Source organism: Gimesia maris (genome assembly GCF_008298035.1).
In the GTDB taxonomy this organism is placed as follows: domain Bacteria; phylum Planctomycetota; class Planctomycetia; order Planctomycetales; family Planctomycetaceae; genus Gimesia; species Gimesia maris.
Window position 1 is genome coordinate 1,403,123 of record NZ_CP042910.1, and the last position, 24,685, is coordinate 1,427,807.

Here is a 24,685-nt window from a genome sequence, read left to right on the forward strand (position 1 = left end):
GAAATCTCCACCCTTAACGGGTCAGATAAAGCTTGTAAATGTATTTATTGGTTACTGGTTTTAATGGGTCTGCAGTCTGTTGCAGATTCGGTTTTGAATGGTCAGCAGACGGATCTGATTCCGGCTGGGTCAGAATCACAGTACGTGTTGTCAGTACCCCCGGTTGCAGGATAATTTTTGTTGTCTGATTATCGTCCCTCTGGACCGCCATGATTCGTCCTGCAACCAGATTTGTGCAGTCTGCCGTTCCGTCGTATTTCTGACCGGAAGCGGTTACCTGGTCATATAAAAAACAGATGCGACACTGACCGGTCATTTCCTCGAAGGCATCCTGTTCTGCATTTTCCAGGTCAGGGCTGCAGTGCAGGGGGAGCGGGGTTCCGTTAAACAGCAGTTCCCCGTGAAAGTGTTTCAAATCTTTTCGGGTGAGCCCTGATCTGATCTGTCGAACCACCGGTTCCGATTTCAAATCAGAACCGAAATCCAGCAGTTGCATGTTTGCATCCGTGATTTCACCCCGTCGCGGTTTACTGGTTAGAATGATTTCCGGGATGCCATCCGAACCACGACTGACGGTTTTTGTTTCAGGGTCGAACCGATACTCGTCTTTACCGCGTTTCTGGTTGATTTGAAGTTCCCAGGTTTCGGTATGCTTGCCTGTCGGATCGATCTTTAAAATGGCCAGGGGATAAGCGGGGACAGGAACATTTTCAAAGGGCCGAACTCCCAGGATATGATTGTCCAGGGTTGCTTCAATTTGTGCGCCGATTCTGCCTGGATGAGTCCGGGTCAGGTCCGACATGAAATCTGCTACCGGATTGGCCAGGCGGCTGGAACCGTGAGTTTTGATCTGAATGCTCTGCGGTTCGTGATCTGTCTGCAGAAACTTTCTCAATCCTGTCTCTTCATCAGGAACTAATTTCCCAAAGAGTAAATTATCACCTTTGGTGAGATTGATTCCAATTCGCTGGCCGGCAACGGTGTTCAGTTTCAAAGCCTGGTTGGCTGACGTCTCTGCCCGTTCCATCAGCAGGTCAAAGTCCGGTTTTTCTTTCAGGAGTTCGTCAGAAACCAGTTCATGTCCCGCTGCCAGTGCCGCTGTCTCCACGCAGGTGGTAACTTCCAGCGACGCCGCATCCAGCCACAGTCGATTCACAATCAGCGCAATGCCCGTCATCACGACCAGCAGTACAATCGCAGCCAGAGGGGTGATTACCCCCCGGCGTGCAACGGCTTGCGAGTTTGTGGACTGAATTATCTGGACACGTTTCATAATTATGAATTTCAGTGATCAATAACAGAGAGAACACGCTGATGTTTAAAACAATGATTCCTAACGCCCTGCAGTCTGGTTTTGAGGAAAGGAAAACGAGCGGGCGTAAGGGCCAGGCTGTCCACTGGGAGCACCTTGAGGAGGTCCCGGTGCTGGAGCTTGTTGAGCCGTCGGTCCGTTGGAGTCAGAGTTGGAATTGGATGGTCCGGCAGGGGCACTGATAGAACCGCTGTCGCTGTTATATCCACCACCATTTCCCCAGTGGGGGTTCAGGTATCCGCCCGAGTTGAATCCACCGTTTCCACCGCGGCGGTAACTGTCATAGTCGCCGATTCGTAAACCATCTCGATCAAATTTATTCACACTGCGGCTGGAACCATAATAGCCTTCTACAATAAAGGGCTTAGGTGGTTCTTCTTCTTTTGGCTTTTCCGGAGTCTTCAATCCGAGGATTTCGTACAGGGTTGCTTTTTCAGCACTACTGACGGCAACGCCGCCATCCCCTTTTCCTTCCGGTGTATAACTCATGGTGATTTCACCACGGTCACGTGCCAGAATCATGATGTTGGCCTGTTCGGGAGTCAGTTCCAGCGTGACATTCGTACCACGCCGCGAACTACTGTTTTGAGTGTAGCTGCGATTGATGGCAATCACGCGGACACCGTTGAACAGGGTCAGAGTCATTCCGCCATTTAAACGCTTGTCATTGTTCATGCCGGTCGGTGTCATGTGGACATCGACATACTCACCTGGTTTGATCAGTCCATCGACCAGATCCACTGACGATTCCAGAGAAACGGAAATCGCCCGCATACCTGGTTCCACCTGAATGGGCGGCGTCTCTCCAGCCGGATACAGCTGACCGGTGGAAATCGGTGTCGCGGCAGGAATTCGTTCCTTGACGATACGACCGACGATAACACGGTTCGATGTCATCATTTCCGGTTTCAGGTTTTTGATAGCGATTGGACCCAGCCCCAGATGCTCATCGGTTACCAGGGTACCTGGTTCCAGTTCACTGATCGCCATGGGAATGTTTCGTGTGGCAACCGGCGGCGCTTCTTCTTTGCCGGCCAGTAATCGTTTTCCTATATAGGCTGCAATCAGTACGCCGAAGACGCCAAACATCAACAGTGTTACTTTTGCAGGGGTCAGGCTTTTCACCGGATCAGTCTCCCGTAACTTGGTGAAGCAGAGCGGATGCCCGGCTTCCAGTTTTCCCTCCTGTTGAATCGTCGGAGGGCTTTACGATTATTTCCAAATCAACAAGGTGTGAGCAGATTCGTCAAACAAATCACTCTTTGATCATCCTTGTTTCTGAATACAAATTTTGTCCCTGTAAGTCATATCCCACAGGCCACAACAGATTGGGTGAGGCCAGATTCATCGGGATACTGACAGCCACCATCACGACATCACCGGGATGTTCTCCCATTTCCGTCTGGATGACCGCACCTTGCCCCAGTTGGGGAGGCAGAATTTTCAATACTTCCTGTTCGACATTTTCTTGAGTGATGCCCGGCAATGTTGCCAGTCGGGCACCGATGCGGCTGGCTTCAACAACATCTGCCCGTGCATAAAACAAAAGTGTGAATTCTAATAACGCGAACAGCACGATACCGAAAATCGGCAGCACCAGCGCGAGTTCCATACTCAGGAACCCGCTGCGTTCTGGCTGTTTCGAATTATGTTGAACCCGTTTGACTTGCATTGCTGAATTACTTTCAACAGTATTCTTGTGATCTATTTCCTGGAAACTGCAACTTAAAGGACTACCGACTTGATGACCATCCAGGTGGTCACGCTCCAGGTCGCCAGTACCACAGGCAGCGCGAACGGCATCAGACCTCGTTTTTGCTTCTGTTTCATGGTTTCCGGTTTGTATTTCTTTTTATTCTTCAAGGCTTTGCCTGTTGCCAGGTAAGTTTCCTTGGTCTTGCGTGCTCCGCGTGTAACAACACTCCAAAAGAGCACCGCAAAGGAACCGATCAGTACGAACAGCGTTCCGATGATCATGACGGCAATGGTCGCTTTGAAGCCCAGCCAGATCGATAATGCCCCCATCATTTTCACATCACCTGCGGCACCACTGCCGACAATCCAGATCAGAAAGAAGGAGCCAAATCCTGCCAGGAACCCCAGTCCGCCATACATCAGGCCTTCCCAGCCATTAAATACCAGCTGGTAAATGATGCCTAATACAAAGAAGGGAACCGTCAATACGTTATAGATTTTTCTGGCTTTGTAATCTGTGATCGCAGCGATAACTGTGAAGATGCCGACGCTGATCGCCATGACATATAGAGATGTTTGTGTGAGCTGAAAATCCATTGCTGTTCTTTTCAATCAATCTATCTGGTGATGGAAGTTCTGCCGATTAAGGCAGGTACGTTATCTGGTAAATATATGCTGAACCTGACAGCAGGTGTTGAAAATATACCTCACGTTTCCCCAGAGATACTTTCAATCTGAAAAAAAACGCTGCCGCTGTGGTTTCACTGTTTTCTTAAAGCAACAGTGAATAATAAAACCGTCAGAACTGTTACAACGCAGGGATTCCCTGAGACTGATACAGTCAATTTAATCATACGCAGCAGGCTACCTCGCCCGGCCGCAAACGCACTGTTCTGGTACAGTCTTATAGAAATGAATCAGGGCTGACTTTGTAACCTCTTGTCAGTATTGCCCGTTTGCAACGGAATCGAGAGGTCGGTCAGAGGAATTGAAATTTCAGTTAAGAGTCGAAAGAATTCTGATTTCAAGAGGTTAACGGTTCGCGCGCTCTTCCATGATTCCTAAAATGAGTCTTAACTGGAGAATCGCTCTGATTCGCAAAACCAGACCAGGCCGGGGACTTTTCTCTGGTTTTCTGTTTCGCGCATCAGACAGATTACTGACACAGACGCTCATGCATCACGCAGAGCACTCGCAGGTGTTTCAAGGAAGGATGAACATTGAATTCCACAGAATTACTGGATGTTGCAGAAACGGCTGCCCGGCGGGGGGCCAAATGTCTGCTGGACTGGGTCGATGAATTTCGGGTCTCCGAAAAAGGCCGTGCCGATCTGGTGACTGACGCTGATTTTGCATCTCAAAAAGCGATCTTAAATCATATCAGTGAATGTTATCCCGAACATAACATGCTGGGAGAAGAAGGTTTAAACAAGCAGGACGGCGATTCCGAATATCGCTGGGTCATTGATCCGCTCGATGGGACTTCCAATTATGTGCACGGTTTTCCCTATTATTGTGTGTCCATTGGGCTTGAACATCAGGGGGAGCTTGTTCTGGGAGTCGTTTATGATCCGAATCGCGATGAAATGTTCTCTGCATTTCAGGGTCGCGGGGCTACATTAAACGGGACTCCCATTGCGCCTTCCCGGATTCTCACACTGGATCAGGCGATGCTGGTAGCCAGTTTGCCGGTCGGAGTTACGGGACGAGATATTGCCATCGACCGTTTTTTGCGGGTGTTGCCCGAGTCGCAGACATTACAGCGTACAGGCTCGGCGGCGTTGAATTTATGCTACGTGGCAACCGGGAGAATTGAAGGATACTGGTCCAGTAATCTCAAACCCTGGGATATGGCGGCTGGTGTTCTCATCTGCCGGGAAGCCGGAGGCGCTGTGACTTCGATCGAAAATGCGGAATTTACCATTGAAATCCCCAGTATTCTGGCAACCAATGGGACAAATATTCATGTGGCCCTGCAGTCATTATTAACAGAGACGCTTTTTTAGCCAGCTTTGAGATTCCTTCTTTAATGTACCCAAAATACGACGTATGATAGAAGCAGTGATAAAAAACACAGACAGGTTCGGGTTGTATACATAAGGATATGTTTAAGTCTGTCAGGCAACTGACAGTTCTGAGTTGCGATCACATTGCCAGGTATCAGTCCTGTGGTCGAACTCAATCAGAGGTTATCTGTCCCCTCATACTGGGTTCTATTTGCAATTATGTCATATCTTGCACGTTTCATCTCAGTCTCACTGGGATTGGTCTTGCTGTTTGTATTCTGCGTGGGAGGTACGTGTGACTCCGTTTACGCCCAGACAACTCAACCTGAAAAAAACACTCAACAGCCAGGCAGCGAGCTCAAGAACAATTCACCATCAGTTCCCGAAAAGACGGTTCAACCTCCGGGAAGTGGTACTGCAGTCGTTCCCCAGCCGGTCGACCGCGCTTTCAAAAAAATCAGTGGCGCGCCTCAGGGGGCTGCAAAGCAGGATGTGTATATTAAAGGCGATGATGGTCAATATTTCCCACTACCGAATCTCAGCCTGAATCAGATTCTGGAATATCTTAAACAGAAACAGGACAACCAGGTCGAACGCTCACCGGCGTACGCGGTCTCATCCATTTCACTCGATGGCACAATCAAAGACGATCGCGCTGTTCTCGATATACGAATCGTGGTGTTGATCAACGAAGAAAAACAGTGGATCCGGGTTCCCATCAAACTGAATGAATCGATCTTTCTCAAAACCAGTTATAAGGGGGAGGGGGAATCGAGTCCTGGTGGCTTTAATCGAACAGAAGGTTATCTCTGGTGGTTCCAGGGAAAAGGCACCCACGAACTGAATCTGACCGTGAGCGTCTCACTCAAGCAGCAGTTGCCCTCTCGTCGTCTGCAACTTGTAATGCCTCAGACGGCAGTCAGTAATTTAAAGCTGATTATTCCACTCCCCCAGGTCAGCCTGGAAGTGCCGACCGGCGTGGCTGTTTCTAAAAAAGCAATCTCTGACGATCAGAGTCTGGTAGAGATGTTCGGCCTGGGAGATCAGCTCGATCTTTCCTGGCAACCCATTCCTGATGAGAAGAAAGTCGAAACCGTTCTGCAGGCAGAGACACTGCTGACAACAGATTTTACATCCGACTCGGTGCTGCTCAATGCTTCACAATCGATCAAGGCATTAACAGGCAGCTTTCAGACCGTGCAGGTCAAGTTGCCCAAATCATTTCGGCTGCTGGATGTAAAGTGTGAAGGCTACAAGAGCCATCAATTGCTCAAGGATAATACCGTCGATGTTTCGTTAATCGAACCGACGGTCGGCCCGATCGAACTGCAGTGGACACTGGAGCGAGATTTTCCTGAAGAGAAGGGGGAGTTTCTGATTGACGGGTTTGAAGTCAGTCGTGCCAAGCGTCAGACCGGATTGATTGATATCCAGACTCTGGATGGTTATCGCATTTTCCGTACGGAAGGTCAGAATCGATCCGTTTATCAGATTAAGGCAAACCAGAAAGATCTGGACAGTTCTTATCGCTTTCTGAATCAGCCATTTCAACTTCCTTTGAATATCGAACGAGTGAAACCCTATTTTTCTGCCCGGCCATTTTACCTGGTCCAGATGTTTGGCAACCGGGCCGAACTGGAAGCCCGCGTGCAGATCAATGTTTTCCAGGGGGCTCTGGATCAGGTAGCCCTTAACTGGCCTGATCGGATCAAGGAGGGCTGGGAACTGGAACTCATGCAGGAGCCATCGTTAACGGAAGCGATTGTAATTGATCAGTCTCATCCAGAACGCATCCATATCAACCTGCTGAAACGTTCCAAGGGGGAATTTGAAATCACATTCCGGGCCCGTCGTCCCGTCATTGCCGATCAGGAGCCGTTTAACTTCAGCTTGCCCGAAATCAAAGCGCCCAGCCTCTCTCCAACTTCACTGGTCCTCGTTAATGATACCAACGTGGTGACGGATCTGACTCCTTCCCCCAAAACACAGGTGCTTACCACTCCGGTCGCGCAGGGGGGACAATTTACTTTGCCAGTCGAAGTCATGAACCTCCGCAAAAGTGAATTCCAGATTCAACCAGGAGCCAACGAGTTTTCGGCTGTAGTTTCGATTCATAATCAGGAGATTACTGCTACCAGTTCAGCACTGCTGGAAATCGAAAGTGCGGAAATGCGGGTGGAGCAGGACATTCAGTATCAGATTGAATATGAACCGCTGTCTGAGATCAGATTAAGAGTTCCGCTGGCATTGAAAAACCGAGTCAATTTCTATCTGGATAATGAACAGAACCCATTGGTACCTACCTGGACTTCTGATGAGACAGATCCCGTGCAAAGTGCCCGGCTCTCTTTACGCAGCAAGAAACTGGGGACGGTTAAAATTACTGCTGTCTATTTATTGCCACAGAATTCTCCCGATGAACTCCGCGTACCACTGATTCGCTCAGACGATGTTCCGTTTTCCGAAAGCCAGTTTGAACTTTCTCTGAAGGATGACGAAGATGCCCAGTATCTGGAAATTGAAAGCCTGGATGCAGCCTGGCAACAGCAGTTGGCGATGAATAATAACGCCTTCTGGAGAGCCATTGATCCGAAGGCGGATATCAGTCTCAAACTGAATAAAAATCAATCCGGCTCTCTGTTTGCCTATTCAATCAGCCAGGCCTGGATTCAGTGCAGCCTGGATTTGACAGGTTCCTACCAGGCACGGGCCCAGTATGAATTTCCCGTTTCACCGAGAACGTTAACCTTCCGCATGCCGGAAGAGGCAGCCATTAAAATTGATGACATCTGGTGGAACGACCAGCGTGTGACCGGAAGTCTGCAACAGGGCAAAACTCAGGAGTATCAACTCATCCTGCCTTCCCCCAAAGAAAAGGAAAATAATCAGTATATTCTGACGATTGATTATGGTTCCACAAAACATCAGCGCGATTCGCAGTTTCAACCAATGACCGTTGCCGCCGCCGAATTTGCTGACAATCTCTGGGTTGAAAAAACGATGTGGAAAATCAGTCTGCCCAACAACCAGCATCTGTTTACAATTCCACTGGGATTTACTCCGCAGTTTCGCTGGGAAAACCAGGGCCTGTTCTGGTCACGTCAGTTCTACGGCCAGGATGAAATGCCGGTGGCTCTCAAAAATACGCCACCCGAATCAGAAGAATTTCTGGGCGTGAACGACTACCAGTTTTATCGTCTGGGACCGGCAACCTCTCTGCAGTTTCGGGCATTGTCGCGTTCCATGATTGTCTTCATCGGGGCCGGGACCGCTTTACTGCTGGGCTTCATTTTAATGAGTATCTCGGTATTGCGCAGCGCGCTGGTGCTGTTACTGATGATTACCGCTGTCTCTGCTGTGGCACTCTGGTATACCGCTCCCGTGGAAATCCTCCTGCAGCCTGCTGTGTTCGGATTACTGTTGGCTGTCGTGGCGGCGATGATTAATGGAACATCCAGGAAGCGTCGTGAATCGAAACTGTTGACCATGGCTGCACCCAGCGATTTCATTCCACCTCCGTCGATTTCAGAACGGATTCGACCTTCGGAAGTTGATCCTGAAGATATCACGGCCGTCCGTCCCGGTTCTGAAGTGGTTGAAAAACCAGTCTCTTCGTCGGAAGCCGGGGCGAATCGATGAATGGGAATCGACTCAAAAACTGTTATCGGAATGTTCTGATCGGCGGTATCTGCATTGCGGCGCTGGTCTGTGTGTTCCACCCAACCACCGGCTATGCAGCAGATAATCAGGTCTGGGAGCTGTCCCCCTCGTTGCGAATTGAAGAAACCAGTGTTTCTGGCAGTGATACTTCCAGCTGGCCTGCAGGAAACTGGTTCCCGGTTCCACTGAAAAAATATCAGCTCCTGAAAAACAAGGCCCAGCTTAAGAAAAACACGCCGCCTAACTCCTGGATCCAGGAAGCAACATATTCTGCCACGCTCAAAGGTGATCAACTGGTTGAGGGGGAACTGAATTATGTCATGCACTGTTCCCGGAATGAGCCTGGTTTTATCGATCTTTCCAAATTGAATCTGGCCGTCCATGAGTTGAAATGGGGTGACCAGGAGGCTGTCTGGGGCCTTGCACCAGATCAGAAATCGCTCCTGCTGGTTGATCATTTTGGTGAAGCACTCAGCGGGAAATGGAGTCTGAAAGGACGTCAGCTTCCACAGAGAACAGAATTCGTATTCCAGTTACCAGAGACAGTTGTCTCTCGCGTACAGCTGAAACTGCCGCGAGGAATGTTTCTAACAACATCGGTCGGATACGTTACTGGTCCCTCTCAAACCGAAGATACAGAATTCGATCTCTGGCAGATCGAGCTGGGCGGACAGTCTCAGTTTCAGGCGATTATCCATCAGGCAGAGAAACTTAAAAACACGCCGACTCAAATTCTCTATCATCAGTTCGCCCAGGCAGGGATCCGTGAAGATGGTTTACGTTTGAGGGAAGACTTTCAGATCGAGGTACTCAACACGCCCGTCCAGAAACTGGTCTTTTCGGCTCCTGCAGAATACGACATCTACTCAGTGACGCTGGGAAATGACCTGGCTTTACCTTTTGAAATTGTGAAGTCCAAAGAGAAAACCCTGATGACCGTCGATTTGATTGATCCGCTGATCGGCATCGGGCGTCCCTTATCGGTTCGTGCCCTGGCATCACCTTCATTGGATTCTGCGATAGTGATTCCCCGCCTCAAACTGCAGCAGGCACACTTTCTCGGCGGAACGATTCATCTCGATATTACCTCCCCCCTGGAGACGCACGCGATCACTTTCACGGATTTGAGACAGACGGGCGTGCTGATTCAGGATGAACAGGGGGAAGCCTATGACTTTAAACAGTATGCCCCAGATGCCAGGCTGGTTTATCGACTGGCATTGCCGGACTTGAATCTATCTGCCCGGGTCCACAGTCTGATTCAGGTGGAAGAGAAAGTCTGGAAACTGACTTCACGGATTCACTGGTCGTCTGCAGCCGGTTCGACGTATCGACTGGAATCGATGATTCCCTCGGGCTGGGAGATCACTCAGGTCAGCAGCCCGGCAGAGACACATTCCGCAGCCATTTTATGGGATGTTGAACAGAGTGATAAACAGCAGAAGTTGAGTATTCGCTTACCCGTATCAGTTTCGCCCGAGGCCCCGTTTACACTGGAAATTCAGGCGCGCCGACTGGTCCCGGTGTCCAATCGACAGATTGAGCTTTCCGGTATCAGGCCGCTGGGGTGTAGCAGCGTTGATCGAATTCTGGAACTGTCAGCACCTCAGCAGTTAGCACTGCAGTTTGATCCTGACAAAGAAGTCGAAGAACTGTCTGCCACTGAATTACCTAAAAACTGGAAGTTTCCCGCAGTCACGCAGGGCACTTCGCGGTATTATCACCTCTCTCCCTATTCCGGAGCTCACTGGGGAAGCCCCAAACTGTCCAGCATGGAGCAGTCATTTCAGGTAAATGCGAGCACATATCTGGCGTTGAATGATGATTTGATACAGGAAAATTATATCCTGAATTGCGTGCCACCGGCCAGGGGGATTCAGCGTGTCATGGTTTATCTGTCTGAAGAAGGGAAGCCACTGGAGTGGACTCTACCATCAGACAGCGGCCTGCAGGCGAAACTCAAAATTCAGAAATTACCTGTTTCCGAGCATCAAAAGTGGTATCTACCTAATCTGGGAGAACTCTGGGAACTTTCGTTCCCGGCTCCCGTTTTTAAAGAGCTTGAGATACGAGGTGAACGGACCAGGCCTTTTCTGAAAACAGTCCGGGCTTCATTGGTTTATGCGCCTCAGGCACAGCCTTTTCAGGGAACTGTAAGAGTCCTGAATTCCAATGAACTCAATCTAAGAATGAGAACAGAAGGGTTGCTGCTCCCCCCCGATATCAAAAACAGATCCGGTTTACCTCGAAATCAGCGCAATTATGAATGGGAATATAAACAGCCACTGGGGGCATTAACGATTACCCGTTCTTCTGAAATGCCGGAAAACAGCCTGGACCAGGGTACCGCTACGGTCAGCATCCATTCCCGGTTCGGGCACGGCAATGGTGAGCCAGATGTGCATGAAGCGGCCATCTCGCTGGATCTCTCCAAAACATTTGATGATAAATTTCTCTTTCGCTTTCCGAATGAAGTGAAACTGATTTCGACAACCGTCAATGGACGACGAATTACTCCTGTTGAAGCTGAGAAACAGTATCTGATTCCACTGTTTGATCAGTTGGACGCTTACGAGATTACGATACAGTATCAGACCAGCTCCAGTTTTGATTTCCTGACGACAACACGTCAGATCCCGTTTCCTCAAATCAGCCAGCGCGTTCTGGAAACTGATTGGAAGTTTGTGCTGCCTGCGGGAACTCAACTGATGGAGGGGCCGCTCAATATGGTATTGCAGCAATCCCTGCCCGAAGAATCTCTCACACGTCGCTTTCTGGGAGTCCTGGGGAAATCAAATCACAAACAGGAATTCAACAGAACCGAGTGGGATGCGATTGTTTTATTTCCCGTAAAATCAGGTGTTCTGGAAATTGCGAATGTGGGAAACATAAACCTTTTTTCCTGGATTGTCCTGCTGCTAACGGTAACCACTGGTTTGCTGCTGCGAGTCGGGAATATAAAGCAACGCGACAAAATATGCATTATGGGAATCCTGATATCGGTGATCCTTTCCTGGATCTTTCCTTTTGCCTGGGCACAGATTTCCGGAAGCTGCCTGGCAGGAATTCTGATTATCCTGTTGATTCCCCGCCGGTATCTCAGGCAGGAGGTCCCGCGACAGATTGAAGATGAAAGTACCAAAGCATATCAGCATTCTTTATCTTCACTTTCCATAACAGCACGGTTGCTATTGGCGGGTATATTGGGAATCACAGCCACAGGGTATGCGCAAACTTCGCCTGTGACAAATCCTCCTTCAGACGGGAATCAAACGACAGCAGTTCGCACCGAATATGTTCTGTTACCTGACAGTGCCCGCGCTGGTTCAGAATCATTCGCTTATCTGACACCAGGTTTACTGCAAATACTGGAAGAGTTTGTGGCGGCGCCTGAGCAGCCGGAATACCTGCTTACTTCGGCGGAGTATGCAGGAGAAATCCGAGATAATCAGTTGCTGACTGTGAAGGCTGACTTCCAGGTGAAAATTCCGGTTACCAGAACCTCTTCGACCATTCAGCTTCCCATCCACGGGGGGAACCTCAGTGGACCAGATTCCTGCCGGGTTGACGGGAAAGTGGTTCCGGTATTACTTGCTGCAGATGGTCAGAGTATTCTGGTCAATGTCAGTAATCAACCGAGTGAAACCTCACCCTTGACTCCAGGTCAAAACGATTCTGTTGAGGCACGAAAACCTGTGTTCGATTATTCCTACCGGAATCATCGTATTGAACTGGTCTTGCATCCTGCAGTGAAACTCAGTGCGGGCAGTGGTCAGTTTGAACTCTCGATTCCTCCTCTGGCAACCAATTATTTTTCGTTTGATTTTCATGATGCGGTTCAGCTTGTTGAACTTTCAGAAAGTACGGGCAGCTCCCGGTATCAATTGTCGGGGCAGAAGCATTTTTCGACGTATCTGAAAGAAAATTCACAGCTGAAGGTAAAATGGTTCACAGGACAAAGTTCTGACGTCAGTCCACTCAACCTGGAAGCAGCGATTTTTATTAATGCAGATGTTTCTTCCTCAATGACACGCCTGGATGTGCAGGTGAAATACAATGTTCTGAATGGAAAAGTGGATTACCTTTCCTGGAAGCTGCCCGCCGGAATGATTGTCCGCAGTGTAAAGTCACCCGGCATTTCGGTTATTCCCGCATTGCATCCCTCAGCCGATCATCAATATGAGGATCTGCTTCTGGAATTATCGGAATCCAAATCAGGTGAATTTATCATCAATGCCGTTTTCGAATTTCCTGCGAATGATTCTTTAAAAGAAGTCACGATACCGCCTGTTTATTTCGAATCGGATAATGCTGATTCACAGAATGCAACAATCAAGATCCTGTCACAGCAGATTGGTGTGAGAACCGGGCCGGAATTCGAAGTGGAACAGTTGGGAATGTTGCCGGAGGGAGTGACTTCGATCTCTGCCAAAACGCCAGGCCGGCAGCCAGATGATAATATTTTGAAGTCAGCGACCCTCTTATTTCAGATGAATCAACCAGCCCCGATCTCACTGATATTAAAGCCGAAAAATCCGGATCGTACTGCCCGAATCAGCCAGTCTCTGGTCATCAATCAGAAGAGTATTGACTGGACGTTTTCGGCAGAACTGCGAATCAGCCAGGCTCCTGCATTTCGACATATTCTGACAGTACCTGCCGCACTCCGTATCGAATCACTCTCGGTGAAAGAAGAGGACGTGGAACGCCTGGCGCACTGGCATCGTGCCGGTAATCAGATCACACTGTTTCTGAAAAACAAAACTTCAGGATTGCAGGATCTGACTCTGAAGGGCTGGTTGCCGGTTCGCAGCATGGGGGATCTGAAGATACCCGGTATTCAAATCGAACAGACGAAAATAGAAGATTCTCAACTGACTCTCTATCAGAAACCTCAAATTGAAGTCAAATTGACCTCGCCGGAATTTCGTCGGATTCAGGATGATGCAGCCCAACCGGTTTCCGTTGAGCATTTGTCAGCCGTTGGTCGTTTTCAGGCGATCGACTCAAAGAGCGATCTGATTGAATTATCAATCAAACCACATAACATGCTGATCACCGCGGATACTCTGACGATGATTGATGCGCTCGAAGATCAGAGGATTGAGGTCACACAGACTTTGCGTTTTTCGGTTCCCGATCAGGAAATGCAGATCACCCTGGTGATTCCCAAAGAGTATGCTGAGAATTATTCAATTGATGGTATGCCCTTCGAAATATCAGGCCAGTTGCCAGATGGATCTTTGCTCGTTCATTTACAACCACCAGACTCCAGGGCAAAAGAGAAAAGTATTTCTGTAAGAGCAATACTGTTAAAGCCGGCTCATGAACTGGTCATTGCGCCTGTGACTCTGCAAAATGCCAAACTACAGAAGCATTACCTGCTGTTATCCTCTCAGCTGGATTTTCAGCTGGCTGATAAAAAGAAACGAAAGGCAATTCAGCCGGAAAAAGTTCCAGACTGGGTTCAGGCACGCTGTGACATCTCTCCTGATTTCAGTCAGGAACGTGTTTATCTTGTCGGTAACAAGCCCTGGAAAATGATCTCAACGTTGAGCGACGCTGATGTCGCAAGTGAAGAATTTATTCCTTATATGGAATCAGAAATTATCTTAAGCAATCCGGAAGTCATTCATGGGCTGACACAGGTTAAACTGTTTAATCAGACCAGTCGCTCTCTGGAAATGACCTGGCCTGCAAAAACTAAGTTAATGGCCGTACTGATCAATGGAGAAAATGATACCTCGATTGAGCAGAAAAACGGAACGCTTTCGATTCCGTTGAACGGGGGGCCTAAATTTTACGAACTGACTCTCTTTTGGGAGTCTTATCAGATCGAACACGAATATTTTCTGGAAAAGGCCTGGTTACAGGTTCCACAACCAGTGAACTTTCCGCTGACTCATAATCTGATTCAAATTATCACCTCAAATCACCATCGAACATTCCTCTCACAAGAGGTCACAGCTTTCACCTACTTTGCAGATCAACTGGAAGCGGAACTCAAGATCGCAGAGGTGGAGCTTGAACTGGCTGATCAGAGTAATGTTTCACAACCCGTCTGGCAGGCAATACTGAAATCACTAAAGCGGCTGGAAATGATTGTTGCTGATCCCAATCTGAATCGTCAGGGGATCAGTGAGACCTTGAACCGCTTTGCAGCATTAAAAGATCGTGTCTTTGTATTCAAGCAATATGTCAGATCAAGTGACGATGACATTTTACCCACCCCCTCGTTTTTCACTCAGTTTCATCAGAAACTAAAGCCGGTAGCACAGCAGAAGGTACATTATTTCGCAGGGAAGGGGCGCTTCGAACCCGAAGATGAGGCACTGTCAGCCTGGATTATTCCCGATCTTTACCTGAATCTGCTTCTGGCATTAGTCGGCCTTCTGGTGTTACTTCCGATCCTGGGAAAAACGATACAAGCACGATCTGCTGAATGGCTCAATACACATCCTGCGTTCGCTCTGTTATCTCTGGGACTGATCTGGTTGCTCTTTTTCTCTCCGGAATTAATCGGGCTGATTATCATCGCCGTTTCAGTTGTGATCGCTGTCAGGCAAAAACAGGATATGTCGACCATTGAACAACAGTCGGTGATGAGCAGTCCTGGAAGTCATGAGTGAGCTCAATACTCATCACTTCCAGGCAACAACCAGAGGATGACGCCTGGAAATGGTATGGGAATTCTCGACTGCCTGGTAATAATCAAAGTTGATTAAATCCGGTCCAGACTGTCCGCCCAGCGACCGATGGCTTCCAGTGTCGATTTCTCAAGATATGCTCCCGCCGGGTTCTCGTTTTTGATTAACTCGAGGACCGTGGGATAATTCATTTCTCGAATTAATTCGATCTGAGGCTGCAATAACTGGTTGAGCGGATTGGCAGCATTCAAGACAAAAAACAGGCTCAACGGATAGTCAGGATCTGTCTCTGGTGGTTTATTTTTGAGCGTCGCTTCGGAAACAGCCACCCCGCGAAACAGCTCTCGATATTTGAAGGCCAGATCAAATGCAAATTCACTCCCATCGCGATGGCTGGCAAGAAAGATGCGCGTATTATCAATCTGGTATCTCTTCTGCATCGATTCAACCACTTCTTTGACGAATTCTGTCTCATCCCGGTTCCAGCGAATGATATCCTGCGCTGCGGGACCCACAATAATGATGCCGCGCTGTTCACAGATACTCTTCCATTCTTTGAAGATCGTCGATTCCATGGTATTTCCCGGAGGGTGAATCCAGACCATTAAACCGTATTCATAATCCGGATTGTAATTTTCTGGGACATAAGCCCAGAACGTTGATTCAGAACCGGGAAGTTCTTCCTTGAGATGTCCTGTTTTGATCTTGTCTTTCTGGTTTTCTGCAGCAGTCCGAGACGGCAAAGCCTGTGTCGGCAGTTCTGATTCCACAGTATGGGGAGTGGACTGTAATTTGACTTTGACAGTCTGCTCTTTCTGATCTCGTGAAATCAGCATCTCTGCTGTCTCTCCCGGGCGTAAATGATTGACCAGTAGTGCCAGCGCGCTGGCATCTGAAACTTTCTGCTGATTGAATTCCAGGATTCGGTCCCTGGGTTTGAGGCCGGCTTCCGCTGCAGCTGATTTCGAAAAAACAAAACGGATGCCAACGCCTGCTTCAACCTGATCGATTGAGGCGCGCTGGGGCAGAATCCCCATGAATCCAGATTCAAACGGAACCAGTTTTTCTACCATCGTGGCTTTAAATGAGAGAGGATCAGGTGAGCCTTCCCTGGTAACCACAAGACTGACAGAATCACCCGCATACTTATTCATCAGTACCTGTTTTACCTGGGAATGCATGGCGACCGCGTTTCCGTCCAAATGAGTAATTGTGTCTCCTGCTTTGACGCCCGCTTCCTGAGCCGGGCTGCCGTAGCGGACACGGTCAAGCTGCATGTCGGTGGACAGGTCCCCGTTACCGGTTAACGTGATTCCTAACAGGCCTGGATAAAGGTCTTTACCCGTATTCAGGCGGGGAATGACTTTGAGTACATCTGACATGGGAATCGCAAATCCGATTCCGGAATCATACCATTCCACGCCAGCGGTCTCAGCCGACGCACCGGGTGAGAGCGGGACCAGAATGCCCATCAGGCGACCATTGATGTCTACCAGCGGTCCGCCATAATTAACAGGAGAAATCTTCGCATCGGTCTGAATCGCTTTTCCCCAGATCCGCTCCAGGGCACTCACGATCCCCACAGAGATACTGGGCTGGTCCAGATCAAAGGTACGTCCCAATGCAATCGACCACATGCCGACCTGGATTTCACTCTCCGGAATTGCAAGCGGGACCGGCAGGTTTTGCGCATCAATTTTCAGAAGCGTCAGCATTTTAAGATGATCTGTGGCAACATTCTGTGCCGGAAAACGTCGGCCATCGGGCAAGGTCACCAGGATCGAAGAGGGCTTGCCGATAAAATTAAAGGCACTGGAAATGATCAGGCCATCTCGGCTGACGATCACTCCGGAAGTCGGCCCGGTCCCTGTGATGAGTTTGCCGACCCGGTCCTGTCCTCCGACGGTTTCAATTCTGACGATCGAGGGATTGATAAAGGCGGCAGCCTGTTTGAAGGCACGTTCTTCAAGAATTTCCAGATTGGGTACTGGTGCCTGTGCCTGGAGCAGATCCAGGGAACCGGACAATGCCAGTGTCAGTGTCAGTAAACGGAAAATATGATTCATGATTATTTCGATGCTGTTTTACTATTTCTTTTCAGGGGGGACCTGAAGTTCGATCGAGATGAGCTGATTGTTACGGCGAACGACCAGACGCAGTAAATCGCCAGGTTCAAGTTGACCCAGCTCGGAATTCAGGGTTTTGCAGGACTTGATCAGTTCATCATTCACAAATACCACAAGATCGTCAGGCTGCAATCCCGCTTTGGCTACCAGTGAGCCAGGCAGAACCCTGTCGATATATGCGGGAGTACGATAAAGCACATCGGGCACCATCACCAGCCCGAAGTCGACCGGGCGGTAACGCTGAGGTGCATCCATGTCAGGTTTCTTCTGATCTTCACTGGAATCGAACTTACCGGTAATAATCTGTTCGATACTTTTGCTCAACACATCAATGGGCAGGGAATAGTTGACCCAGGTATTCGTTTTGGCATTCCTGACCTGTTTGCCGATCATCCCCAGCAGCTTTCCATCGTAAGTGACCAGTGCACCGCCGGCGGCACCCGGGTTATTGGTAATTGCATCGACGACATATACATCACCTGAATACGAGAGTTCAAAGGCGCCCCTGCGACGTGGTAATTCGGTTCGCGCCTCAATGACGCCATGCAGTACCGATACCGGTTCGTCACCCGTGGCGACCTTAAACATGTTACTGAAGCCCAGGATGCGTGTGCCCGGACCGGCTGTGACTTTTTCTTTATAATCAAAAAAAGGCAGGTCTAATTCCCGTTCTGATTTTAATTTGAGAACGGCTAAATCCAGATGCGGTTCTGCTCCCAGTACTTCTGCTTCAAATTTTCGACCATCGTGCAGGACGACCGACAGACGATCGGTATCGAGCACGGGGCTCCAGATTGTGGCAATATGTCCTTCAGGAGAAACGAGAAAACCGGTACTGTAACCATACAGGTTTTTAACGCCTCCCGCACCAAATATTTTTACCAGGCGAGGCAGGCTATACTGGATTGTTGACTGCGAGGAAGCAGAGACGGTCCGCGAAACAGGCAGCAGGAACACCGCCAGGCACAGACAGAACAGAACAGGTTTGATGACTTTGATTTGAATCACTGAGGATCTACTTTCATCCGGTTCGGTGGCTATTTCTTTGAGTTCTCAAGCGGATCCAGCTTGAGGCGTTCTATTTTCAGTTTCATGACAGGTCGGCTGCCGTGACGCACATCGAGTTCACCGGGAAACTTCTGGCCATTGAGCGTCTGGAATTGTTCAAAACGGATTGCGCAGACTTCAGAATTTTCTGTGAGATAAAAATCCAGGCCCCGCAGAGACAGATCTGATTTGTTGAAATACCAGCGGGAGATCGTACCGGTCTGTGTCGCGATCAGGACATCGACCATTTCATTCGTTCCGTCCAGTCGTTCGCTGCCGAGATAATAAAAGTCTGTGAATCGTTCAGATTGTCCGGAAAGCAGCAGTCGGAAATGATGTAAAGCCGCCAGCAGACCACCCGTACCTGGTGGTTCATCAACGAACATATCCGTTTCCAGTGACTGCAGAAAGATATCCTTACCGGCTTCAAAGCCCACACCTTTGTCTGCCAGAGTGAGTGTGAAATCAGTTTCGTTTCCCATTTTTCCGGTCAGCGTCCAGGTTCCGGTTCGATCCGAAAAATTACTCGTTGCATTTAAGGCCTGCAGCAGACGTTCCTGCTGTTTCTGATTGAAATAGTAATTGGCAAATCCAGTTCTCGGGACATACAGGTGCTTATACTTTTCCGGTGGTTCAGGTGCTGCCTTCGCATGTGGGTTTGGCATCGGGAGTCGGGGCTTCTTATCCCCCGGTTCAGGCGCTTTCTCCGGAATCAGCTGCTTCTGCCCTGCCTGTTCCTGTAGCTCCAGGGCAGTATGCAGCGCCTGCAGTCGTACATAGATTGTGTTCTTTTTCTCATCCCGCCGATAGACCAGCGGCAACGTCCAGCCTGCAGGGTAGATACCAAGAATATTTTTGAACTGGTTCACACTGCGGATCGGGCGACCTGCGAATGAGACAATTTCGTCACCCAGCCTCAAACCTTTTCGATAGGCGTCTGATTCTTCCAGGATTTCAGCGACATTGATATTTGAATCAAAGCCTGTGGTTACAGTTGCGCCCAGTGCTGCATGGTCGACGATGCGGCCACTCTTAAGATGATCCCAGAAGTGCTTGATCTGGTTAATGGAAATCGCATAACCGGCCCCTGAATTGACGCGGCCCCGTTTTTCAAATGACCCGCGGCCGTTAATGCCGATCAACTCGCCGCGATCATTGAACAGGGGGCCTCCCGAGTTACCCGGATTGATCGAAGAGTCCACCTGGATACAGTCGGTATATTCAAGAAACGTACCAGCCGGATATTGATAACGGTGAACGCCACTGACAATTCCGTAGGTGATCGTCGGTTGAAAATCGGTCGCCAGCAGAAACGGATTCCCCATGGCATAAGCCCAGTCACCCACCTGCACGGCATCGCTGTCACCCAGTCGGGCAACCGGAAAATCCGTTCGGCCCAGGAGTTTGATCAAAGCCACATCACCCGTGGGGTCGATACTGACGATGACTGCGTCATACAGCTTGCCATCATTCAGCCCGCACTTCATGAAGTTACCGGCTCCCGAGACGACATGAAAGTTGGTTAATGCATATCCGTCAGACGTGACCAGCACTCCTGAGCCTCCGCCATCACCGGCACCACCGAAGATGGCAACCACCGAGGGAGAGACTGCTTTGATGACATCAATACGCTGTTTCTGAGCCGCCAGCACTGCAGGATCAACAGAAGATTCTGCTGAAAACACCGGTAGAGACAGGAGAGTACAGATGACAAATGGAACACAGATAAAAAATCTCTGCATCAAATTACCTTTTAACTTCAACGGCTCACTGCGAAACCAGTCAGTCTGACTCAGTCGTGTGCACCGTTACTGATTATTTAATAAAACGTGCTTCACACAGGTCGAGGTGATCGCAGATTTCCAGGTTATCACCAAAATCGACCAGAACCTCAAAATCCCGTACGCCACGGACATCCAGGTTTAATTCCACCGGAGCATCCGAACTTCGTACATTTCCCGAATAAAGTGTGCGGCCATCACCTTTGATTTCAACATAGACAAATCCAATGCCGGGGACAGAATCATCGATCCCCATAATCGCACGAAAATTCCGGTAGTCGCCTTTAATACGATACTGAAGCAGTGTTTTCGAGTGAATGTAGAGACCGCGTGCATATTCTTTTCCACCCACTCGGAGGGGGCCACCATCGCGGTGTCTGTCTTTTCGATACTTCCAGACCGTATCAAAAAAAGGCGTGTATTCGATATTCCCTGGTTCCAGGTCAGAAAGGTATCGCACCTTACCCTGACTGAAATCCAGATTGGCAATCGACTGTGGTGCAAACCGGGCCTGGGTGCCTCCCTGCAGAGTCGCGGTAAATTCTGATCCGGTGAAATTGATGGCAGAGGCCTTCAACACTCCTTCGTCGGTCAGTCGAATCGCACAGAAGGGGGACACTTCCGGAGTGGGGGGGCGGAAATAAATTACCCCGAACACACGACTGCGATTGACGGAGACTTCGTCCTCACCGGTAAAAAACTGAATTTTGTCTTCGGTAATGGAACCCACAACGCCATCAATATAATCGAGTACATTTTCCTTTTGAACTACGAGCAGATCTTTTGAATTCTCTGCTTTCAGCAGCTTTTCCCAGGAGTCGCGAATGTTTGAACTCAACGGGCCAAACCGGATCGAGGCGACATTTTTTGTCGGCAGGATCAGCTCACCGGTCTGTTTACCACTGACTTTGACCTGGCGATCATTGCTTTGCAGGGCCTGTATCGGAAATTTTGAGCCATCAGTCAATCTGACGGTAAGCGGTAATTCGAGGCTGCGTTGAGAGCGATTCCTGGGAAATCGCATATTCAATATATTGGAAAGAGGCAGATCTTTTTCTGTCGGTCCCGCTTTGACTTTTGCGATTGTTTTGTTCAATGACTGCAGACTCCCCGAGGCAGTCGTGCCACTGAGTGAAGTGACTTCAACATCAGGAGCGACGGCAAGCAGAGTGGTCATGGAAACAAAAAACAGAACAGGCATGTAGTCAACTCCGGAAATTCTTTAAATTCAGATATGGATATCATAAGGGATAGAAAACGCTATTTGCCGGAACTGGCTTTTTCGGCAGCCAGTTTCTTAAAGTACTTTTCAATCGCTTTGCGGTAATGTGACGGAAAATTACGATTAATGATGTTTTTGGCAGAAGCCTGTTTTTTGGGAGGCAACTGGCCCCAACCTCCATTATTGGATAATTTTTTCTTGTCTACTTCGCCTGGTGCAACTTCGCCTTTCACACGGCTTTCATCTGCACCAGCGGCAGGTGTTTTTGAATTACCTCCCCCCGCTCCGGCGGAAGGGCTGTTCTTGGACTGGTCTTCCATTTTTTTGATCAGTTTGTCGAGCGAGGCAATGATTTCGTCTTCGACTTTCTGGACTTTCTTCCCGGAATTTCCCAGTTCCAGCCTGCGCTCTACGTCGCTCATCTTGCGGGAAATTTCATCCAGACTTTCTTCTTTCAGTGAAGCCAGATCAGCCTGCATCAGGACTGCGACCTGGGTAAAGCGTTCCGGGACGTCCTGGGTACGGTTTAAGAGTTGGTCCAGGGTCTTTTCACAGGCTTCTTTCTGCAACAGGCGGTGCTCGCAGACTGCTTTGTAAAACAGGTAACCGGCTGGGTCAATCAGGGGTTCCGGGTTGATCGAATTGAAGATTTCCAGAGCCGGGTCAACCAGTCTGAATTGCGTCAGATTGCGGGCGATGAAGTATCTCAGATTGGCAAGGTAGAACGTCTCGGCTTTGCCTTCCGTCAAAAGTGGAGGGCTGGAAAACTGGGGAACACTGTCTGAAAACTGGTTCGCGCGCACCAGGTCTGCTGTCTGGCCATCGATGTTTGAGAAAATACGGATGGCGATGTCCAGCTTCTCTTCCGCAGACAGAACAGATTCCAGTTTCACCAGCTGACTGGCAATCGCTTTCAGCTGCGACGGATCTTTAACCTTTTGATCGGCAACCCAGCTTTCCAGCTGAGATTTTAATTCTGCAGAAGTGGGAGCAGCGTAAAGTACGGTCACTTCGTTCCCGGTCTGTTTCTCAACAGGCTCCTTTATGGGAAGTGGCACCGGGATGGGAGTCTGCCCATAGCTGGAAACAGGGACCAGGCAAGTCAGGGCAAGCAGAGCGAACCCTCCCCGGCAGAGAAGAATAGATCCTGTAATGCGAATTGATTTGGGACTGACTTTCATCGCGGTCTGTTACCTTTGTTCCAGCGATTCCGAGAAATCGCTTATTTGTTTTTGCCGGTTGCCAGTATGTAGGTCGCGTTTTGAATGCGTGTCTGTCGATTGGCCAGTTTCTGCAATTGTTCCAGGATATCGGGTTGGTTGGCTCCCTCTTCCAATGCCAGCTTTTCGATTCTCCGAGTGCGGTTATTCACGCGTAACTGCAGTGACCGCAGCATTTTGATCTCTGCCAGCATATCTATCAGAGCCTGATCTTCCGGTGAACCCTGTTGTTGCTGCTGCTGTTGCTGTTTCTTCTTCTCTTCGTCTGACTTATCCATCTCTTTTTGCAGTGCTTCGATCATTTCTTCCAGGGAACTGATAATATCTTTTTCAATGCCCTGTGTCAGTTCATCCACCTGCACCCGGTTCAGGCGGTAACTCACATTCTGGACGTCTTCCCGGACCTCAGCCAGCGCTTCGCTAAACGCGACCGAAGAACCTTCATCGGTGATCAGCAGGATCGCTTTTTCTACCTCGAGACCAATCTGGGATTCTTCACGGGAAAGCTGAACAGCGCGGGCCGTATGACGACTCGTGCGTTCTTTTTCGGGGACTTGGCCGATAGAAAGTGTGCCGGCATACACCCGTTTCTGTTGCGCCAGGATCTTCTGTAAACGGGCTTCCATGGCAGCCAGCATCAGCTCGCGTTCTTCCTCGCGTAGCTGACGCAGCATCTCTTCCAGTTTTTCTTTGGCTTCTGCTAATTTACGGATCGCATCATCCTGATGACGGGAGGCGGCATCTTTCTGTTTTTTCTCCAGCTCTTCAATCGCCTTTTCCATTTCCTGGCGTGCCTGTTCGATCTGTTCCCGGCCCGGAGTCTTCTTCTGCTGCTGCTGTTCCTGGGATTGCTGGTTTTCTCCCTCCTGTGGTTTCCCCTGCTGACCTTGCTGCTTTTGTTGTGACTGCTGCTGTTCCCCAGACTGTTGATCAGACTTCTGTTCTTCAGACCCTTTCTGATCAGGATCTGATTTACCGTTTTCGGGAGGTTTGCCTTGGGACTCAGATTTTGAAGATTTTTTGGAGTCGGCATCCGACTTCGAATCGGATTTACCTTCCTGAGACTTCTGATCTTTCTGTTGGCCCTCTTCCTTTTTCTCTGATGATTGGGGATCCATATCAGATTGGGTATCCTGATCAGACTTCTCTGAGTCGTTTTTTGCAGTATCCTGTTGTTCGATTTTGTCGACCAGCTTTCGGGCGTTTTCCGCTGCCTTCTTTTGTTTCTCTGTTAAGTCGGCAGGCTTTCCCCCCCGTTCCGTCGCAGCACGCACGTCCCGTTCCTGGCCGATCAGGCGATTCACATCTTTAAGCAGATCCTGAATGCGCTGCTTTTCTTTCTCGACTTCACTCATGCGGTCTTCACTTTGAAGTAACGCGAGAAGATTCTGCATGTTTTTTAACAGGTTCTCCTGGCGTTCCACGGCATCACCCAGCTGGCCTTTATCCAGCATCTGCAGAACGCGTTGCATTTCCACAGTCATCTGATTCTGTTTGCTTTGACCAAAGGCACGAAACAGCAGATCCGCCCGGGCAGGATCTGTCTTTTTCATATATTCGCCGAGATCGTGGAGCGTTGACTCAAAGCGTTTGAACTGTTGTGAGATGGCTTCCTGTCTGTCGGACAGGTTACTCTTATTTGTCTGGGGGGAAGTGGCATTTTTTGAAGACGCGGGTTCCTGGGCTCTGCTGACGTTCTGACCTGACAAGCAGACGGTCAGTAAGAACAGCAGAACGAAAGTCCCTGGACGATTCCACTTAAATGTTGCTTCTGCCAAAGTTTTCATAGTGTTCTCAGAACTGTTGAGGAAGGGAATGCAACCATTGCCTGGGCGTCTATCTGTGCGGCGCGCATAGAGTTAAACGGACAAAGTATTATATCAAGTAGGGGACGAGGATCGAAGCGTGTTTTTGTGTCCAGTGGTTAAGGGTGGCGGAAACCGTGAGGCTCGGTTTTCGCAGGTATTGG

13 protein-coding genes are annotated in these 24,685 nt (G+C 49.3%); 3 read left to right on the top strand and 10 right to left on the bottom strand.

Annotated features, from left to right (window positions below; translation table 11 throughout):
• Positions 1–13 precede the first annotated feature (13 nt).
• From GmarT_RS05400 to GmarT_RS05415, 4 genes are all read right to left on the bottom strand, one after another.
• On the bottom strand, positions 14–1,273 hold the full coding sequence (locus GmarT_RS05400) for a hypothetical protein (RefSeq protein WP_002645917.1): 1,260 nt from the start codon (positions 1,271–1,273) through the stop codon (positions 14–16).
• Between the two features lie 60 nt (positions 1,274–1,333).
• The gene (gene cpaB, locus GmarT_RS05405) at positions 1,334–2,437 is read right to left on the bottom strand and encodes a Flp pilus assembly protein CpaB (protein ID WP_002645916.1); all 1,104 of its coding nucleotides are present in this window, start codon (positions 2,435–2,437) and stop codon (positions 1,334–1,336) included.
• Between the two features lie 130 nt (positions 2,438–2,567).
• Positions 2,568–2,984, bottom strand: a complete 417-nt coding sequence (locus GmarT_RS05410) for a TadE/TadG family type IV pilus assembly protein (RefSeq protein WP_002645915.1) — start codon at positions 2,982–2,984, stop codon at positions 2,568–2,570.
• A 53-nt stretch (positions 2,985–3,037) separates the two neighbouring features.
• A complete protein-coding gene (locus GmarT_RS05415) occupies positions 3,038–3,604 on the bottom strand; it encodes an A24 family peptidase (RefSeq protein WP_002645914.1) in 567 nt (188 codons plus the stop codon).
• Positions 3,605–4,227: 623 nt separating this feature from the next.
• Here GmarT_RS05415 and GmarT_RS05420 point away from each other — a divergent pair.
• The 3 genes from GmarT_RS05420 (at position 4,228) to GmarT_RS05430 (ending at position 15,302) form a co-directional block, all read left to right on the top strand.
• Positions 4,228–5,013 (top strand): inositol monophosphatase family protein, encoded by a 786-nt coding sequence (locus tag GmarT_RS05420; protein WP_002645913.1) that lies wholly within the window; start codon positions 4,228–4,230, stop codon positions 5,011–5,013.
• A gap of 219 nt (positions 5,014–5,232) precedes the next feature.
• Positions 5,233–8,652: a hypothetical protein gene (locus GmarT_RS05425; RefSeq protein WP_002645912.1), complete on the top strand. Its 3,420-nt coding sequence runs from the start codon at positions 5,233–5,235 to the stop codon at positions 8,650–8,652.
• Positions 8,649–15,302 (top strand): hypothetical protein, encoded by a 6,654-nt coding sequence (locus tag GmarT_RS05430; protein ID WP_002645911.1) that lies wholly within the window; start codon positions 8,649–8,651, stop codon positions 15,300–15,302. The genes GmarT_RS05425 and GmarT_RS05430 overlap by 4 nt, the downstream gene beginning before the upstream one ends.
• 92 nt (positions 15,303–15,394) lie before the next feature.
• Here GmarT_RS05430 and GmarT_RS05435 read toward each other — a convergent pair whose 3' ends face one another.
• The 6 genes from GmarT_RS05435 to GmarT_RS05460 form a co-directional block, all read right to left on the bottom strand.
• The gene (locus tag GmarT_RS05435; RefSeq protein WP_002645910.1) at positions 15,395–17,386 is read right to left on the bottom strand and encodes a PDZ domain-containing protein; all 1,992 of its coding nucleotides are present in this window, start codon (positions 17,384–17,386) and stop codon (positions 15,395–15,397) included.
• Between the two features lie 21 nt (positions 17,387–17,407).
• A complete protein-coding gene (locus tag GmarT_RS05440; RefSeq protein ID WP_002645909.1) occupies positions 17,408–18,454 on the bottom strand; it encodes a S1C family serine protease in 1,047 nt (348 codons plus the stop codon).
• Between the two features lie 29 nt (positions 18,455–18,483).
• Positions 18,484–20,235, bottom strand: a complete 1,752-nt coding sequence (locus GmarT_RS05445) for a S1C family serine protease (protein WP_002645908.1) — start codon at positions 20,233–20,235, stop codon at positions 18,484–18,486.
• Positions 20,236–20,308: 73 nt separating this feature from the next.
• Positions 20,309–21,475: an NPCBM/NEW2 domain-containing protein gene (locus GmarT_RS05450; RefSeq protein ID WP_002645907.1), complete on the bottom strand. Its 1,167-nt coding sequence runs from the start codon at positions 21,473–21,475 to the stop codon at positions 20,309–20,311.
• A 59-nt stretch (positions 21,476–21,534) separates the two neighbouring features.
• On the bottom strand, positions 21,535–22,677 hold the full coding sequence (locus GmarT_RS05455) for a hypothetical protein (RefSeq protein ID WP_002645906.1): 1,143 nt from the start codon (positions 22,675–22,677) through the stop codon (positions 21,535–21,537).
• A gap of 41 nt (positions 22,678–22,718) precedes the next feature.
• The gene (locus tag GmarT_RS05460) at positions 22,719–24,503 is read right to left on the bottom strand and encodes a hypothetical protein (protein ID WP_002645905.1); all 1,785 of its coding nucleotides are present in this window, start codon (positions 24,501–24,503) and stop codon (positions 22,719–22,721) included.
• Positions 24,504–24,685 lie beyond the last annotated feature (182 nt).